General features: G+C 66.3%; 15 protein-coding genes. 7 read left to right on the top strand and 8 right to left on the bottom strand.

The window, feature by feature from the left end; genetic code table 11:
• Window positions 1-18: 18 nt before the first annotated feature.
• The 6 genes from HAP41_RS36080 to HAP41_RS36055 form a co-directional block, all read right to left on the bottom strand.
• The gene (locus HAP41_RS36080; RefSeq protein ID WP_166085422.1) at window positions 19-1,221 is read right to left on the bottom strand and encodes a M48 family metallopeptidase; all 1,203 of its coding nucleotides are present in this window, start codon (window positions 1,219-1,221) and stop codon (window positions 19-21) included.
• A 32-nt stretch (window positions 1,222-1,253) separates the two neighbouring features.
• Complete coding sequence (locus HAP41_RS36075; protein ID WP_014497379.1) at window positions 1,254-1,814, bottom strand: LemA family protein; 561 nt, start codon at window positions 1,812-1,814, stop codon at window positions 1,254-1,256.
• Between the two features lie 136 nt (window positions 1,815-1,950).
• Window positions 1,951-2,928: a small ribosomal subunit Rsm22 family protein gene (locus tag HAP41_RS36070; protein WP_166085438.1), complete on the bottom strand. Its 978-nt coding sequence runs from the start codon at window positions 2,926-2,928 to the stop codon at window positions 1,951-1,953.
• 154 nt (window positions 2,929-3,082) lie between these two features.
• A complete protein-coding gene (gene smc / locus HAP41_RS36065) occupies window positions 3,083-6,547 on the bottom strand; it encodes a chromosome segregation protein SMC (RefSeq protein WP_166085454.1) in 3,465 nt (1,154 codons plus the stop codon).
• Between the two features lie 218 nt (window positions 6,548-6,765).
• Complete coding sequence (locus HAP41_RS36060) at window positions 6,766-7,422, bottom strand: DsbA family protein (RefSeq protein ID WP_166085470.1); 657 nt, start codon at window positions 7,420-7,422, stop codon at window positions 6,766-6,768.
• A 127-nt stretch (window positions 7,423-7,549) separates the two neighbouring features.
• Window positions 7,550-8,041 carry a DUF721 domain-containing protein gene (locus HAP41_RS36055; RefSeq protein WP_166085527.1) on the bottom strand — a complete coding sequence of 164 codons (492 nt, stop codon included), beginning with the start codon at window positions 8,039-8,041 and terminating at the stop codon, window positions 7,550-7,552.
• A 128-nt stretch (window positions 8,042-8,169) separates the two neighbouring features.
• On the opposite strand from HAP41_RS36055, the gene mutY reads away from it, so the two are divergent.
• Complete coding sequence (gene mutY / locus HAP41_RS36050; RefSeq protein WP_166105581.1) at window positions 8,170-9,309, top strand: A/G-specific adenine glycosylase; 1,140 nt, start codon at window positions 8,170-8,172, stop codon at window positions 9,307-9,309.
• Window positions 9,310-9,361: 52 nt separating this feature from the next.
• Window positions 9,362-9,784, top strand: coding sequence for a PaaI family thioesterase (locus HAP41_RS36045; protein ID WP_166085547.1), 423 nt, complete (start codon window positions 9,362-9,364; stop codon window positions 9,782-9,784).
• A gap of 217 nt (window positions 9,785-10,001) precedes the next feature.
• Here the strand turns inward: HAP41_RS36045 and HAP41_RS36040 are convergent, their stop codons facing one another.
• Window positions 10,002-11,273, bottom strand: coding sequence for a flavin-dependent oxidoreductase (locus tag HAP41_RS36040; protein ID WP_166085568.1), 1,272 nt, complete (start codon window positions 11,271-11,273; stop codon window positions 10,002-10,004).
• Between the two features lie 141 nt (window positions 11,274-11,414).
• Between HAP41_RS36040 and HAP41_RS36035 the strand changes: the two genes are divergently transcribed.
• A complete protein-coding gene (locus HAP41_RS36035) occupies window positions 11,415-12,035 on the top strand; it encodes a glutathione S-transferase family protein (RefSeq protein WP_071917660.1) in 621 nt (206 codons plus the stop codon).
• A 201-nt stretch (window positions 12,036-12,236) separates the two neighbouring features.
• Here the strand turns inward: HAP41_RS36035 and HAP41_RS36030 are convergent, their stop codons facing one another.
• Window positions 12,237-13,157, bottom strand: a complete 921-nt coding sequence (locus tag HAP41_RS36030) for a LysR family transcriptional regulator (RefSeq protein ID WP_166085624.1) — start codon at window positions 13,155-13,157, stop codon at window positions 12,237-12,239.
• Window positions 13,158-13,248: 91 nt separating this feature from the next.
• On the opposite strand from HAP41_RS36030, the gene HAP41_RS36025 reads away from it, so the two are divergent.
• The 4 genes from HAP41_RS36025 to HAP41_RS36015 all read left to right on the top strand — a co-directional run bounded on the left by HAP41_RS36025 (window position 13,249) and on the right by HAP41_RS36015 (window position 17,173).
• Complete coding sequence (locus tag HAP41_RS36025) at window positions 13,249-13,692, top strand: nuclear transport factor 2 family protein (RefSeq protein WP_166085627.1); 444 nt, start codon at window positions 13,249-13,251, stop codon at window positions 13,690-13,692.
• Between the two features lie 8 nt (window positions 13,693-13,700).
• Complete coding sequence (locus HAP41_RS50565; RefSeq protein ID WP_349770479.1) at window positions 13,701-13,913, top strand: YjiS-like domain-containing protein; 213 nt, start codon at window positions 13,701-13,703, stop codon at window positions 13,911-13,913.
• 132 nt (window positions 13,914-14,045) lie between these two features.
• Window positions 14,046-14,630, top strand: coding sequence for a biliverdin-producing heme oxygenase (locus HAP41_RS36020; protein WP_166085635.1), 585 nt, complete (start codon window positions 14,046-14,048; stop codon window positions 14,628-14,630).
• The gene (locus HAP41_RS36015; RefSeq protein ID WP_166085693.1) at window positions 14,627-17,173 is read left to right on the top strand and encodes an HWE histidine kinase domain-containing protein; all 2,547 of its coding nucleotides are present in this window, start codon (window positions 14,627-14,629) and stop codon (window positions 17,171-17,173) included. The genes HAP41_RS36020 and HAP41_RS36015 overlap by 4 nt, the downstream gene beginning before the upstream one ends.
• Window positions 17,174-17,424: the final 251 nt, after the last annotated feature.

The following is a 17,424-nucleotide window of genomic DNA, read 5'->3' as shown; positions in this document are numbered from 1 at the left end:
TCGCTTAAAATCCCGCCCTTAACGACGGCCCCATGGACCCATCGGATTGCCGGCTGCAGTTCCGGAGGGTGCGGGCACGGGCGGCGGACTGGCCGAGCCGCCTGCATCGTCCCAAGGCCCCTGGCGCAACGGCGGCGGGCCGTCCTGCCGCTCAACCTGTGCCTCAGGCTCGTCCGCCTCGTCGGGCGGCGGCAGCGGGCCGGGATCATGGCCGCCGGCGAACTTGACCAGCGCGTCGACCCGGGACTGCACCGAGGGATGGGTCGCGAACAAATCGGCAAAGCCCTCGCGCGGATTGTCGACGCAGAGCTCCATCACCGCCGAGGTCGCGCCCGGCAGCTCGCCGCGGTTCTCGATCTTGCGCAGCGCCGAGATCATGGCGTCCGGATCTTTCGTCAGCTCGACGGAGCCTGCGTCGGCGAGATATTCGCGCGAACGCGACAGCGCGAGCTTCACCACCTGCGACAACAGCCACGCCACCACGATCAACACGACCGCGATGATGATCACGATCACCGCGCCGCCGCCAGAGCTCTTGCTGTCGCTCGATGACGAGGATGATCGCGACGATGAGGACGAGCCCGACGACCACGAGCCGCCGGAGCCGGAGCTCCAGTTGAAGCTCGTGAACAGGCGGAAGAACAACTCGCCGAAGAAGCCGACCACGCCGGCGATGATGACGGCGACGACCATCAGCTGGACGTCGCCGTTCTTGATGTGGGTCAGCTCGTGGCCCAGCACCGCCTCGATCTCCTTGTCATCAAGCGCATTGAGGAGACCCGTGGTCAGGGTGATCGAATATTGCCGCGGATTGAGGCCGGTCGCGAACGCGTTCAGCGCCGGGCTCTCCATGATCTTCAGCTTCGGCATCGTGATGCCGCGCGAGATGCAGAGGTTCTCGAGCAGATTGTAGAGCCGCGGCTCTTCCTGCCGGGTGACGTCGTGGCCGCCGGTCACGGCATCGATCATCGACTGGTGGAAGAAATAGGCGATGACGATCCAGGCCGCCGCCGCGATCGTGGCGAACGGCGCGGCGACGATGAGGTCGTGGAAAGCGCGGCTCAGATAGTAGGCGACAGTGCCATTGCTGTTGATGACGACTTCCGCGACCAGCGCGCCGGCATAGACCAGCACGTAGACCAGCATGAACAGGCCGGCGAGCAGCAGCATCGAACGAAACTTGTTCGAGGCGATGTGCGTGTAGAGACCATACGCGGCCATGACGCGATGCCCTGCCGGCCTATCGGCTCAACTCAGAACTTCACCTGCGGAGTGGCTTCGACTTCGGTGCGGCTGGCGCCGAGATCGAAGAAGTCCTTCTTGGTGAAGCCGAACATGCCGGCGAACAGGGCGGCGGGCATTTGCTGGATGCCGGTGTTGTATTCCTGGACCGCGTTGTTGAAGAAGCGGCGGCTGGCCGCGATCTTGTTCTCGAGGTCGGAGAGCTCGCTGGCGAGCTGCTGGAAGTTGGCGTTGGCCTTGAGGTCCGGATAGGCCTCGGACAGCGCGATCAGCCGGCCGAGCGCGCCGGAGAGCTGGTTCTCGGCGGCGGATACCTGTGCCGGCCCCTGCGCCGACATCGCCGAGTTGCGCGCCTTGATGACGTCGTCGAGCGTGCCACGCTCATGCGAGGCATAGCCCTTCACCGTCTCGACCAGGTTCGGGATCAGATCGTGGCGCTGCTTGAGCTGCACGTCGATATCGGCAAACGCTTGGCCGACGCGCTGGCCCAGCGCCACCAGCCGGTTGTAGGCGCTGAACGCCAGGAACACGAGGACGACGATGACGCCGAGAACGATCCAGCCGGTCGACATGGAGAACTCCTGAAGGGGGAAGAAGGCGGGCGCAGCCTAGACCAAATTGGCACAGGACGAGAGCCCGGCGCAGAGGAAGGTAAGACTTGGTCGAATGGGGAACCATCCGAGTTCAAGGCAAAAGCGTCCGACGAAGTTAACTTTCGGCAATGACCGCGTCGCCCCAGCGCCAGCGCCGGGCGCTTGCATAGCCGGCCTTGTCGCGCCGCGGGACCTTGGTGATGGCGAGGCCGCCGTCCGTGCAGAGCTTTGCGGTGATCTCGGCTTTGCCGACATCCGGCGGCGCCAGCACGCGCGCGGCACGTGTTGCGGGCGCTGTCCGGGTCAGGGCGATGTAGATGAAGCGCTCGTCCTCGAACGGCACGTCGGCGCCCTTGATCTGCCGGTGCGCTTGCGAGCGCGGGAGGCGCTGGCTGAAATGGCACCAGTCAGGTGCCGTGAGCGGGCAGGGCTTTTCGTGCGGGCAGGGCGCGGCGACGTAGGCACCTAGCGCGATCAGCTGCTGGCGCAGCGCGAGGATGCGCGCGTAGCCGGCCGGTGTGCCGGGCTCGATCACGACCAGCGCGTGGCGGGCCTTGGCCCACATCGTTTCCGCCAGCTTGCGCTGATCGGTCTCACTGAGCTCACCGATGACGTAGCTCGCGACGACGAGATCGGCTTGCGAGGCTTCCGCGAGGTTGGTGCCGGCGTCGCCCGGCAGATAGCGGCAATCAGCGAGCCGCGTGCTGTCATGCGCGAGTTCGAGCGCGAGACGGCTGAGGGTGGCGTTGGCGTCGAGCAGGGTGAAATCTTGCAGCGACGGAAAGGCTTCAGCAGCGGCCCAGCTCGCGGTGCCCGGGCCTGCGCCGACGTCGAGCAGGGTTTCCGGGGCGAGATCCGGCGCCATCTCGGTCAGCGCATTCAGGCTGGCCGCCACGGCCGCATAGGTTGCCGGCATCCGCGCCAGCGCATAGGCGAGCGCGTCGGCCTCCGACTTGATGGTGCCGGAGGTGCCGCCTGCGCGATAGGCGGTCGAGATTTTTTGCGAGCGCTGTGCGGCGTCGGTGCGGGAGAAGCCCTGGAGCTTGCCGTCGAGGGCTGCTTTTAGCTCAGCGGGGAGGGTGGGTGAGATCATTTTCTCATCGTCATGCCCCGCGTAGGCGGGGCATCCAGTATTCCGAGACGGCGCCGTGAACCGAGAGGCCGCGGCGTACTGGATCATCCGCTCCAGTGCGCAATTTGCGCACAAGGCGGATGATGACGTCAATGGGTGTGGAACGACCGGAGGCTCACGCCACGTTCTGGTCGAGAATGTCCACCGCCTCTGACAGGCTCACCGACACCAGTTGCGAGACGCCGCGCTCGGCCATGGTGACGCCGAACAGCCGGTTCATCCGCGCCATCGTGATCGGGTTGTGCGTGATGATGATGAAGCGGGTGTCGGTCGAGCCGGTCATCTCGTGCAGCAGGTTGCAGTAGCGCTCGACGTTGTGGTCGTCGAGCGGTGCGTCGACTTCGTCCAGCACGCAGATCGGCGAGGGGTTGGTGAGGAACACCGCGAAGATCAGCGCCATCGCGGTCAGCGCCTGCTCGCCGCCCGAAAGCAGCGACAGCGTCTGCGGCTTCTTGCCCGGCGGCTTTGCGATGATCTCGAGACCGGCTTCGAGCGGGTCGTCGCTCTCGATCAGGTGCAGCGCGGCCTCGCCGCCGCCGAACAGCTCGACGAACAGGCGCTTGAAGTGGTTGTTGACGACCTCGAACGAGGTCAGGAGCCGCTCGCGCGCTTCCTTGTTGAGGCTCTGGATGCCCTGGCGCAGCCGCTTGATGGCTTCGACGAGGTCATCGCGCTCGGTGACGAGGCCGGTGTGCTGGGTCTCGACCTCGCGCAGCTCTTCCTCGGCGCGCAGGTTGACAGCACCGAGGCGCTCGCGGTCGCGGCGCATCTTTTCGAGGTCTTCCTCGATGTCGTGCAGCGGCGGCAGCTCGGCGCCGGGCTCGATCTCGGCGAGGCCGGCAACGGCCTGCGGCTCGACCTCCAGCATGTCGCGGATCTCGCGCTCGATGTCCTCGAGCCGGCGCCGTGCGCCTTCCATGCGTTCCTCGGCGCGCGCGGTGGCCTCGCGGGAGCTCGACAGCGCTTCGAGTGTCAGCTTGGCGACGCGATCGGTTTCGGCCATCGCGGTCTCGGCCGAGGCGAGCGCGTCGGCGGCCATGCGGCGGTCGTTTTCCGCGTATTCGATCTCGGTGATCAGCGCGCTGCGCTTCTCGGCGAACACGGCGGGCGCGTTTTCGAGATCGCTGCGCTCGATCGAGACCTCGGTGATGCGGGTCTGGATGGTGTCGATGTGAGAGGCCGCGCTCTCCTTGCGGTTCTGCCACTCGGTGCGCTCGGCGAGGATCGCCTGCACGCGGCGGTCGGCGAGCTCCGCTTCGCGCGCCAGCGCCTGCGCCTCGGCGCGGACCTGGGCGGCCATGCGGCGATGGCCTTCGATGTCGCTGCGGACGGCGGCGAGACGGGTCTCGGTGTCCTCGCTCGACGGCAGCTCGGTGATGCCGGCCTCGGCATATTCGTACGCGGCCTCGGCCTCGGCGCGGTCGGCGGCGAGACGGCTATGGGCTTCCGACAGCGTCGCCTTGCGCGCGGCGCGGCGGCTGATCTCGCGCTCGGCGGTGGCATGGCGCTCGCGCGCGACGTTCACCTCGCGCTGGGCGGCGCGCCAGGCCTCGCGGCTCGCACCTTCGGTGCTGGCGGCCATCTGCAGCTCGGACTCGGCGTTCTCCAGCGCCTGACGCTTGATCTGCGCGTCGATGCGGGCCTGCTCCAGCTCGTTCTCGATGTCGACGAGGCGGGCGCGCTCGGCGAGGCGCCGTGCCGCACCGGTCGGAGCGTGGGCCGCGGCGACAAAGCCGTCCCAGCGCCAGACGTCGCCTTCGGGCGAGACCAGCCGCTGGCCGGTCTTGAGCTGCGAGACCAGTTCGGCGCCGCGCTCGCGCGGCACCACGCCGATCTGCGCCAGGCGGCGCGCCAGCTCGGCGGGCGCCTGAACGTGGCTCGCGAGCGGCACGACGCCCTCGGGCAGCTCCGGATCGCCGTCGGTGACGCCGGCATTGGTCCAGCGCATCGGCGCGGACGGATCGACCGGCGCATCGAGATCGTCGCCAAGCGCGGCACCGATCGCCTTCTCAAAGCCCTTGTCGACGGTGATGCCGTCGATGATCGGCGGCCACAGATTCTTGGTCTCGCCATTGACGATCTTGGAGATCGTGCGCGCCTCGGTATCGAGGCGCTGCACGCGCTTGTCGGCTTCGACGAGCGGCGAGCGTGAGGATTCCAGCGTCTGGCGCGCGGCAACATGCGCAGCTTCGCTGGCCTGGGCCGCAGCTTCCGAAGCAGCAAGGGTCTGCTCCGCGTTCTCGACCGTTGCGGTCAGCTCGTCGAGATCGCCGAAGCCGCCAGTCTCGTCGGCAAGCTTCTGCTCCTCGGCCGCGACGTTCGAAATCTCCTGGTCGAGGCGGGCGAGCTTGTCGCGATGGGTGCGGACATTGGCTTCGAGCTGGTTGCGCTTGGCGGTGAGGTCGGCAAGCGCCGTGGTGAGCTCGGCGAACTGGTGCTCGGTTTCGGTCAGCACCGCCTCGGCTTCGCCGACGCGCTCGTCGACACCTGAGCGCTTCTCGACCCGCGACTTGATCTCTTCCTTCAGCTCGGCGTCTTCGGTGTCGAGCCGCTGGAGCGCGACGTCGGCGTCCATGGTCTGCTGCTGGGCGCGCGAGATGTCGCCCTCGAACTGGGCGAGGCGCCGCTCGAGCTCGGCGACACGCTCCTTGGCGCGCTCTTCCTCGCGGTCGAGCAGCTCGCGGGCATTGGTCAGGCGCTGCAGCCCGGCCGCGGCGCGCGCTTCGGCATCGCGCAGCGCCGGCATTTCGGTGGCGCGGATCGCCTGGATGCGGGCGGCTTCGGCCTGGTGCTGGGTGCGTTCGGCCATCTCGCGAACCGCGAGATCATGGGTCTGGCCGGATTCGTTGACATCGGCATGCGCGCCGATCCAGCGCAGGTGGAACAGCGTGGCTTCGGCCTTGCGGACCTTGGCCGCGACTTCGCGATAGCGCACGGCCTGACGGGCCTGCTTCTTTAGGCCTTCCATCTGGCCGGCGAGCTGGCCGATCACGTCCTCGACGCGGGTAAGGTTGGTTTCGGCCGCCTTCAGCCGCAATTCGGCCTCGTGGCGGCGGGCGTGCAGGCCGGCGACGCCGGCGGCATCTTCCAGCACGCGGCGGCGCTGCTCGGGCTTGGCCTGGATGATCTCGCCGATCTTGCCCTGGTGGACGAGGGCGGGCGAACGCGCGCCGGTGGCGGCGTCCGCGAACAGGATCTGCACGTCGCGCGCACGCACGTCGCGGCCGTTGATGCGATAGACCGAGCCGGCCTCGCGCTCGATGCGGCGGGAGATTTCGAGCAGCTGGCTGTCGTTCATCGCCGCCGGCGCGGTGCGATCGGTGTTGTCGATCGTCATCGTCACTTCGGCGTGGTTGCGCGCAGGACGGTTGCCGGAGCCGGCGAAGATCACCGCGTCCATGTCGGCCGCGCGCAGCGACTTGTACGAGGTTTCGCCCATCGCCCAGCGCAGCGCCTCGACGAGATTCGACTTGCCGCAGCCGTTGGGTCCGACCACGCCGGTCAGGCCGGGCTCGATGACGAAGTCGGTGGCCTCAACGAAGGACTTGAAGCCGTGAAGGCGCAGGCGGGTGATTTTCATAAGCACGCATCTCTGTTGGCAGGCGCGAATCCCCCTGCCGGGACAATACCATGGAAGGCAATGTCACTCTCTGGGTGAGTCGCGCGAGGCGCCTCATGCGGTCGGACAATGGCCGCGGTGCGCCGCGAGGGCAACCGGCGAAAACCGCTTTTCCCAAGGGATTTATGCCGGGAAAGATACGGCTTTCGAGATGCGAATCAGGCGTTGAGCGGGGAAAATCAGCTCTTCAGCAGCGGATTGATCTTCTTGGCGAATTCATCGAACGAGGCTTCGCCCTTGATCTTCTCGCCGTTGATGAAGAAGGTCGGCGTCGAATCCACCTTCAGAACGTCGCTGGCGTACTTCTGGTCGGCGGCGATCTTGTCGAGCAGCGCCTGGTCCTTCAGGCAGGCCTCGACCTGCTGCTGGGTGAGGCCGGCCTGCTTGCCGATCCGCGTCAGGGTCTCGGTGGTGTTCTTCAGCACCCAGTCGTTCTGCTGGCGGAACAGCATGTCGGTGACCGCGAAATATTTCGACGCGTCGTCCTTGGCGATGCAGCGCGACAGCATCGAGCCGGCGGCGGCCTTGATGTCGAGCGGGAACTCGCGGAAGACGTAACGCACCTTGCCGGTGTCGATGTATTCCGACTTGATCTTGGGGAACACCTGCTCGTTGAACGCCGCGCAATGCGGGCAGGTCATCGAGGCATATTCGGTGATGGTGACCGGGGCGTCCTTGGGGCCGAGTGCCATGTCGGGCAGCGACACGGGCTTGGCCACATCGGCGGCCGACTGCGCCATGGCCTCGGAGATGAACCGCAGCGGCGACAGCCCAGCGAGCGCGGCAAGACCGGTCAGCGACAGCATCGTGTTGAAGGCGCGGCGGGTGATGATCAAGGTCGGCTCCCGAATTGGCGTGGTCTCGCCCGAAGTTCCCGTTCAGGCGGCCTGTCGCTAGCTTGAAACGTAGTTTGAGGCAATGGCGAGCGACAGGGACGGGTCCAGATTACCGGCGGAATGAGGCTCAATTTCGCTTGATGGCCGCCCCGAGCCGCGCCAGCGCTGTCTTCAATTCTTCATCTTCGATGTCCCCCAGGCTCTCCGCCACCTTGGCCACCGATTTGGCATCCGGCGGACCGGGCCGGACCGGCGGCCGGGCGCGCGACAGGGGGGCCTGGCGGAAGGCGAGCTTGCCGACCGCGCTCCAGCCGAAGAAGCGATTGACCCGCTCCAGGATCACGTCGGCGGAGTGCTGGATCTCCAGCGCCATCGGCCCCTCGACCCGCAGCACCAGGGTCGCCGGCTCCTGCGGCTGGCCCTCGACCGGTCGCGGCCATTGCATCTTCAAAGGCTCGGCATGGGCCGCAATCTCCGGCCCGGCAATCTGCGCCCACCGCGTCACCAGCTCGCGCGCGGCAAAACCCTGCTTGGCATAGGCCTCGGCAAAGACGTCGTTGAGCAGCAGCGAAAGCGGCTTGGCGCTGATGGGACCGGGTCGGGGAGGGAATTTGGACATGGACCCTTATAGCACTTCGGAGGGCAGGCCTCACCATTGGGGAGCGTTCCGCGAAGAAAGACGTGGATGCCCGCGACGAGCGCGGGCATGACGTGGAGAGGCCGGCGCGTTGCCGCTACAGTGAGGGCATGAGCCCCAAATCGGCACTAATGGCCAAGTCGGAACCAATTCAGTCGGAGGCATCGGCTCGCCCAACGCTGTTGCTCGCCTGGTACGACCGCCATCGCCGCCGTCTGCCATGGCGCGCGATGCCCGGCGAGACCTCGGACCCTTACCGGGTCTGGCTGTCGGAGATCATGCTCCAGCAGACCACGGTGAAGGCGGTCGGCCCTTACTTCGAGAAATTCGTCGCGCGCTGGCCTGATGTCACGGCGCTGGGCCGGGCCTCGCAGGATGACGTGCTGCGGATGTGGGCCGGGCTCGGCTATTACTCCCGCGCGCGCAATCTCCATGCCTGCGCGGTGGCCGTGACGCGCGAGCACGGCGGTGTGTTTCCGGACACGGAAGAGGGGCTGCGCGCGCTGCCGGGGATCGGACCCTATACGGCAGCCGCGATCGCCGCGATCGCGTTCGACCGCCGCACCATGCCTGTTGACGGCAACATCGAGCGCGTGGTGTCGCGCCTGTTCGCCATCGAGGAGGAGCTGCCGCAGGCCAAGCCGCTGATCCAGCAACTGGCGGCGACGCTGCTCGCGGACGCTCGCGCCGGCGACGAGACGTCTCGCGCTGGCGACAGCGCGCAGGCGCTGATGGATCTGGGCGCCTCGATCTGCACGCCGAAGAAGCCGGCCTGCTCGCTCTGTCCGCTCAATGAGGATTGCACCGCGCGTGCGCTGGCGACGCAGGAAACGTTTCCGCGCAAGGCGCCGAAGAAGAGCGGAACGTTGCGGCGCGGTGCTGCCTTCGTCGTGACGCGCGGCGGCGAGCTGCTCGTCCGCTCAAGGCCCGAAAAAGGCCTCCTTGGCGGCATGACCGAGGTGCCGGGCTCGGACTGGCTGGCCGGCCAGGAAGACGCCACGGCGAAGCAGCAGGCGCCGGACCTGAAGGGACTGTCGCGCTGGCAGCGCAAGGTGGGCGTCGTCACCCACGTCTTCACGCATTTTCCGCTGGAGCTGGTGGTCTACACGGCGAAGGCCGACGCGCGCACGCGTGCGCCCGAGGGCATGCGCTGGGTGCCGATCGCGACCCTTGCCGGTGAGGCGCTGCCCAACGTCATGCGCAAGGTCATCGCACACGCGCTGGCCCCTTCAACGGCCCCACCTTCCTGACAGCACGCTGGCAGCAGCGCTACGCTATCAGCGCCCGATACGGAGGCTGCCTATGGTCAAGACCGCACTCGACAACTTCAAGAGGCCGCCCTGCGCCGAGCTGCTCGGATGGCGCCTGCTCGATGCCCGTCCGGAGGAGGGTTGGATCAGGCTCGCCTTCGAGGGCAAGCCCGAGTTCTGCAATCCGGCGGGCTTCATCCAGGGCGGCATGCTCTCTGCCATGCTCGATGACACGATGGGACCGGCCGTGCTGGTGATGAGCGAGGGCAGGCTCTACACCACCACGATCAGCATGACCGTGAATTTCCTCAGCCCCGCAAGGCCCGGCCCGATCATCGGTGAGGCGACGATGACGCAGCTCGGCAAGACGATTGCGTTCGTCGAGGCGAAGCTGATGGCGGAAGACGGCACGGTGCTGGCGACGGCGAGCGCCAGCGAGCGGCTGCTGGAGGCGGCGAGGGTGGTGGGGAAATAGTCGAGCCGCGCATTCCTCTTCCCTTCTCCCCTTGCGGGAGAAGGTGGCGCGAAGCGCCGGATGAGGGGTATGTCTCAGCGAATTCAAATGCGGATTGGACTCGTGGAGACAGACCCCTCACCCAAGTGAGCCCGCATCTGCCAGCGTCGCTGCCCTCTCCCACAAGGGGCGAGGGCGCATTTATGCGCATCTCGCTTTGAGCGAGAGCATCACTCCCTCACGCGCGCGCACCAGCGCTCACGATCGGCGGCTTCGCATTCAACGCCTCGACCTGGAAGCCGGCGACGCGCTTGTAGTTGGCGGCGATGTCTTCCAGCTCCTTTTGCGACAGCACGTCTGTGACAACCTTGAAGCCATCCGGCGCGCGCTCCTCGACGAGCTGCATCACCTGCTCGGGGCCGTTCTTGCGGTTGAGCAGGACGAGGTCGGTGGTCGCGGGCCTGCGCTCGGCCTCATAGGCGAGCAGCGCCGCGGTCGTTGGGCCATGCGCCAGGATCTCGCGCGTGATGGTGCGGGCATCGAGGATCGCCTGCGAGGCGCCGTTCGAGCCGATCGGGTACATCGGATGCGCCGCGTCGCCCATCAGCGTGACGCGGCCGAAGGTCCATTGCGACACCGGATCGCGGTCGACCAGCGGATATTCGTAGGCGTGCGGGCAGTTCTTGATCAGGCCGGGGACGTCGAGCCAGTCGAACTGCCAGCTCTCGAACCAGGGCAGAAACTCCTCGAGCCGCGCGGTGCGGTTATAGTCCTCGCGCCGCCACTGATAGGTCGGCGGCATGTGGCGCTCGGCAACCCAGTTGATCAGATGGTTGCCCGCCGCATCCGGCGCCTTCGAAATCGGATAGCAGACGAATTTCAGGATCTCGTGCCCGGCCATGATCATGGTGCGGCCGGTGAGGAAGGCCTTTGACGGCGTGACGCCGCGCCAGAGGATGCGGCCGTTCCAGATCGGCGGTCCCTCCTGCGGATAGAGCTTTTCTCGCACGGCGGAATGGATGCCGTCGGCGGCGATCAGGATCGCACCCTCGTAAGTGCCGGCGGCCTTGCCGCTCGCCCTGTCGATGAAGTCGGCGCGGACGCCGCCCGCCGTCTCGGTCCAGCCGGTCAGATGATGGCTGGTCAAAATGTTGTCGCGGCCGAGCCGCTCGACCGCAGTGTCGAGCAGGAGCTGCTGGAGGGTGCCGCGATGGATCGAGAATTGCGGCCATTTGTAGCCGGCTTCCAGCCCGCGCGGCTCGCTCCAGATCGGCTTGCCGTGCTTGGAGAAATAGGCGAGCTCGCGGGTGCGCACGCCGCTTTCGTCCAGCCGGTCCATCAGCCCGAGCTCGATCAGCTCGCGCACCGCATGCGGCAGCACGTTGATGCCGACCCCGAGCGGCTTCAGTTCCGCGACGCTCTCGAACACTTTTGCGGGAACGCCGATTCCGTGCAGGCTGAGCGCAAGCGCCAGCCCGCCGATGCCGCCACCGGCGATGAGTACGGTCATGACAAAACCCCTCCGATTGCAGGCGTCTTGGCACAGGCGGGCGGCGGTGGGCAACTGCGAAGAGCAAAAGCACGGAGAACGTCGTGCTATGGACCTGGCGGCCCGCAGCCGTTAGTTTCCAATTTTCCCATGAGGTCCGACATGCTCAAGCTCTACTACGCCACCGGCACCTGCGCGCTCGCCACCTACATGACCCTGGAGGAGGCCGGCGCCGACTACACGGCTGAACGGCTGAGCTTCAAGGATAACCAGCAGAACAGCCCGGACTATCTCGCGATCAATCCGAAGGGCCGCGTGCCGGCGCTGGTGACGGATCGCGGCGTGCTGACCGAGACGCCTGCGATGCTGGCCTACATCGCGCAGACCTTCCCCAAGGCGAAGCTCGCCCCGCTCGACGATCCCTTCGACTTCGCCCAGGTGCAGTCGTTCAATTCCTATCTCTGCTCGACCGCGCACATCAACCATGCCCACAAGATGCGCGGCGCGCGCTGGGCGACGCAGGAGAGCTCGTTCGCCGACATGAAGGCGATGGTGCCGAAGAGCATGGGCGCCTGCTTCTCCTTGATCGAGCAGAAGATGTTCAAAGGTCCCTGGGTGATGGGCGACCAGTTCACGATCTGCGATCCCTACCTCCACACGCTCTCGCTCTGGCTCGAGGGTGACAGCGTCGACATCAATGCCACGCCGAAGATCGCCGATCACTTCAAGCGCATGTCAGACCGCCCCGCCGTGCGCAAGGTGATGGACGCGCAGAAGGCGTAAGGAACGGCGGCTACATATTCCCCTGGCGTCCCGGGCAAGCGTCAGCGCAGACCCGGGACCCATAACCACAGGGAGAAGTTGTGACACGAGCTGACAACCACGAGTCTTCGCCAAACCGCGCCCTGTGGTTATGGATCCCGGATCGGCGCTCCGCTTCGCTGCGCTTGTCCGGGACGACACCATTTGTTTTGAAGCTGCGTCCTACCCAGCACGCCGTTCCTTCTCCAATTCCCGTCCCGTCGCCAGCATCAGCCGCCGCAGCCAGATCGAGCCGGGGTCCATCTGCGCCCGCGTCGGATGGAACATGAACTGCTCGTCGATCCCGGGATCGAGCGGCGGCGTCACCGTGACGAGGCCGAGCTGCTTCGACAGCGCCGCGATCAGCCGGCGCGGCACGAAGGCGACGAGGTCGGTGCGGGCGGCGACGTGCAGCGCTTCGAGATAGCCTGACACCACCAGCGAAATGTGCCGCTCGATGCCCTTGGTCCGCAGCCAGGTGTCGATGAGATCCTCCGCTTGGCCGCGGATGATCACGCCGACATGGCGTGCCGCCAGGAACGTCTCGCGCCGCTTCAGCTTCGCAGCCATGGGATGGCCGCGCCGCACCGCCAGCGCATCGCTGTCGGTGTAGAGCAGCTGGCGGTGAAAGCCCTTGAAGGCGTTGCCGATCGAGATCACGAGGTCGATGGTGCGGGCGAACTCGGCGTGAAAGATCGCAGGGCCCCGCCACGGTACGACGTCGATGCGGACGTTGGGTGCGGCCCGCGTCACCTTCTCCATCAAGGGCGGCATCAGCAGCTCGACCGCGAGATCCGGCATCATCAGGCGGAATTGCCGCTCGCTGCGCGCGGCGTCGAAGTCGTCGGGTATGAACAGCCCGCGCACCTGGTCGAGCGCCTGGGCCAGCGGTGCACGGAGCGCTTGCGCCCGTGGCGTCAGCTCCATGCGCGCGCCGGTGCGCACCAGCAGCGGATCGCCGAAGATGTCGCGCAGGCGTTGCAACGCGTGGCTCGCGGCCGGCTGCGACAGCCCGATCCGTAGCGCGGCCCGGCTGACATTGGCCTCGCGCAGCAGCGCGTCGAGCGCGGTCAGGAGATTGAGGTCAAGCGAATTCAAATTCATGAGGCGAATAGATATCATATCCACTATCGATTTGAAGAATTCTTCTCCGGCCGGGATGATCTCCGTGTTGCCACCAAACGGAGATGCCGCCATGAGCGCGAGCGCCAACAAGAAACTGATGCAGGATATCTTTGCCGCCGCCGCCAATCCCGATCCGGCCGCGCGCGACCGGGCCCTGTTCGTCGCAAGCCTTGCCGACGATGCCAGATGGGTCGTGACCGGCCAGTATTCCTGGTCGCGCACCTTCACCGGCAAGGAGGCGATCCTCAACGATCTGCACGGTTACGTGCGCACCCGCTTGCGCGACCGGACCCGCACCGTAGCTCACCGTTTCATCGCTGATGGCGACGTGGTCGTGGTGGAAGCGAAGGGCGACAACGTCACGCCCGAGGGCGTTCGTTATGACAACGACTACTGCCTGGTGTTTCGTCTCGAGGACGGGAAGATCAAGGAGATCCGGGAATATTGCGACTCGACCCTGACCGAGAGGGCGCTTGGTCCGTTTCCGCAGACGCTCGTGAGGGCCGCGAGCTGACCGGATTGATGACCATCTCGTCCGCCGACCAGTGTCGTCGGCCCGGGTCGGCGATGGTCGTGTCGATCTGGCGCGGGCTTGCAGCGATCGTTCGTATCAGGCGCGAACGGTCCCGGGCCCGGTACCAGCTCGCCGCCATGAGCGACCGGGAGCTTCAGGACTGCGGCATGACCCGGGCGGAGATCGCGTACGAACTGAGGAGACCGGTGCGACGGAGTTAGACGAACGGACGAGATCCAGGCGCCGCCTGCCTCCCATTTTATCGTAGCCGGCGGAACCTTCGGGTTCCGCCGGGCGTTTGCTCGGTTCGGGGGCAATCGCGCCCCCGGCATTGCACGCGTTTGGGAAATTTCATGCTGGCTGGGGTTTCGGACGTTTCAACACAGGTGGGCCGCAGCTTTTCCGGACTCCGCGAACGATTGAGAGATGCGACTGCGAATGCGCACCGGGAGCTCGATGCGCAGCTTTCGTCGTTCGACCTCACAGTCCTGTCCGGTTACCGCCGCTTCCTGCAAGCCAGCGCCGGTGCACTTCTTCCGCTCGAAGCTGCGCTTGTGCAGGCCGGCGTCGCCAGGATGTTTCCGGATTGGCTGGAGCGGGCGCGTAGCGCCGCGATCGCGGCCGATCTCGCGCAGCTCGGCAGCGCCGCACAATCCACCGTGTCCGTACCGCCGCTGACGCGCAGCGGCATGCTCGGCACGTTGTACGTTCTGGAGGGCTCCCGGCTCGGCGCAAAGTTTCTGCTGAAGGCGGTCGCGGATGCGGGCGATCCGCGCATCGGCGAGGCCACCGCCTATCTCAGCCATGGCGCAGGCAAACGGCTCTGGCAGAGCTTTCTGGCGAAACTTCAAAACGAAGAGGATTGCGACGCGGACGAGACGATCGAATCGGCACGTCTCGCCTTCGCGGCCTTCGAGCAGGCGGCGGACCGCGCATGAACGAGGCGGTCAATCTCACCAATTGCGATCGCGAGCCGATCCACATCCCCGGCAGTGTCCAGCCGTTCGGCTTCCTGCTCACGGTGCTGTCGGATTTCACGATCTGCATGGCCTCCGACAATGTCGACAGCTTTCTCGGGACTGACGTCGCCGACCTGCTCCAGCAGCCGTTGTCGCGCGTCATCTCGGAAGCCGCCGTCGAGACCATTCGCAGCCGCGTCGATCATCTCAGCGGCCCCGATACGACCGAGCGCATGTTCGGTGTCGAGCTCCAGCCCGGCAAACCGCCTTACGATCTCTCCATCCACTTCTCCGGCGCCTATCTGGTCATCGAGGCGGAGCCCAGCGTCAGCGAGCCCGGCGTCAATTCCGGCGAGCTCGTCCGCCTGATGCTGGAGCGAATCCGCAAGACGCGCGGCATGACCGAGCTCGCCCGCGAGGCGGCGCGCCAGCTCAAGGTCCTGACCGGGTTCGACCGCGTCATGGTCTATCAGTTTCATCCGGACGGATCGGGCGAGGTGATCGCTGAAGCTGCGGAATCCGGCCTCGAACGGTTCCTCGGACTGCACTATCCGGCCTCCGACATCCCCAAGCAGGCGCGCATCCTTTATCAGCGCAACTGGCTGCGCATCATCGCCGATATCAATTCGAAACCAGCCGCGTTGTTTTCGACGGCCACGCACAATGCGGGGCTGCTCAATCTCTCCATGAGCGTGCTGCGCTCGGTCTCGCCGATCCACATCGAATATCTGCGCAACATGGGCGTCGGGGCCTCGATGTCGGTGTCGATCCTGCGTGACGGCAAGCTGTGGGGCCTGTTCGCCTGCCATCATTATTCGCCGCGCTACATCTCGTTCGAGAAGCGCACCGCGTCCGAGCTGTTCGGGCAGATGTTCTCCTGGATCGTGGAGGGGCGCGAGCGTGAGGGCAATGTCGCCTATGAGATGCGCGCTCACCAGGTGCAGGAGCGGTTGATCGAGACCGCGGCCTCGCACGAGCACAGCCGGCGCGCGATCGTCGACTTCCTCGGCGACTATCGCGGGATGATCGATTGCGACGGCGTGGCGGTATGGTCCGACAACAAGATCACGCTTCAGGGCCAGACGCCGACCGAGGACGAGGTGAAGGAGCTGGTCGCCTTCATCAACCGGACCTCGCCGGGACGGATTTTCGCCAGTGCCGAGATCGCCAAGGTCTATGCTGCCGGCCAGTCCTTTCGCGACCGAGCGGCGGGATTTCTTGCCATTCCGATCTCGCGGACCCCGCGCGATCGCCTGATCTTCTTCCGGCGCGAGGTCGTGCGCTCGGTGAACTGGGCCGGCGCGCCCGACAAGGTCTATGACGAGGGTCCGAACGGACCGCGGCTGACGCCGCGCAAGAGCTTTGAGCTCTGGCAGGAAACGGTGGCGGGCCAGTCGAAACCGTGGTCGACGGCCGACATCCGCATCGCCGAGAGCCTGCGCGTCACGCTGCTTGAAGTGATCTTGCAACTGTCTGACCTTGCGGCCCGCGAGCGTCGCGGCGCGCAGGAGCGGCAGGAGCTGATGATCGCCGAGCTCAATCACCGCGTCCGCAACATTTTGAGCCTTGTCCGCGCGCTGGTGGCGCAGAGCAAGGACACCGCCACGTCGGTCGAGGAATTCGCCGGCGTGCTCGGTGGCCGCATCCAGGCCTTGGCCCGCGCCCACGACCAGATCACCAATTTGAACTGGGCGCCGGTTGCGCTGCGCTCGCTGGTCGAGTCCGAGGCCGGCGCCTATCTCGGCGCGCGCGCCGGCCGCGTGAAGATGGGCGGGCCCGACGTCGCGCTCGATCCCAAGGCGTTCGCGACGCTGGCGCTGGTCGTGCACGAGATGATGACCAATTCCGCCAAATACGGCGCGCTCGCGGATTCCACCGGCCAGGTCGAGGTGGTCTGGCGGCTCGATCCGAATTCGAGCCTCGAGATCGAGTGGAAGGAGAGCGGCGGGCCGCCGGTGCAGCCGCCGTCGCGCCGCGGCTTCGGCACCACCATCATCGAGCGCTCGGTGCCGTTCGACCTCAAGGGCGAAGCCGAGATCCGCTTCGACCTGCTGGGCGTCCAGGCCAAATTCGTCATCCCGCCCAATTTCGTCGAACTGGTCGCATCAATCGCAGGAGCCGCCATGCGCGTCGAGGAGCAGCAACCCGCCCGTCCGCGAATTTCCGAGACGGCACTGATCGTCGAGGACAATCTGATCATCGCCATGGCGGCGGAAGTCATCCTGCTCGATCTCGGTGCCCGCCATGTCGATACTGCGGCGAGCGTCGACCAGGCGTTGCGCGCGATCGAGCGCACGCGTCCGGGTTTTGCGCTGCTCGATCTCAACCTCGGCAACGAGAGCAGCATCAAGGTGGCCGAGAAGCTGAAGGAGATCGGCGTGCCCTTCATGTTCGCGACCGGCTATGGCGAGCGTGCGCCGATCCCGGAAGAGCTAGCGTCCGCGCCGGTGGTCCAGAAGCCCTACACGCTGGAAGTCGTCGAGAACGCGCTCGGCAAGTTGCAGGGGACGGTCGCTCAATAGACATCCATCCCGGCGACGCGTGCAGCGCTCTGCAAGCGGCTGCGGGCTTTGCGCCGAAACCTGCGCAACTGCCGATAAAATCAGCAGATCTTGGGCCGGCCGGCGCACACATGCGCGAAAAATCGGAAGGTTCAATTAACGAGTGTCCCTCATTGTACCGCGGTGCAGCGTGGGTGCCGAAAAGCGACTCGCGGCTGCCGGGGGTGGCCGTGACGATTGCCGGGGTCGTTCGTCCGCCCGAATTCACATGC

The organism is Bradyrhizobium barranii subsp. apii (assembly GCF_011516635.5).
In the GTDB taxonomy this organism is placed as follows: Bacteria; Pseudomonadota; Alphaproteobacteria; order Rhizobiales; family Xanthobacteraceae; genus Bradyrhizobium; species Bradyrhizobium barranii.
The sequence above is the reverse complement of the archived record's forward strand: the minus strand, read 5'-3'. Positions and strand labels throughout refer to the sequence as shown.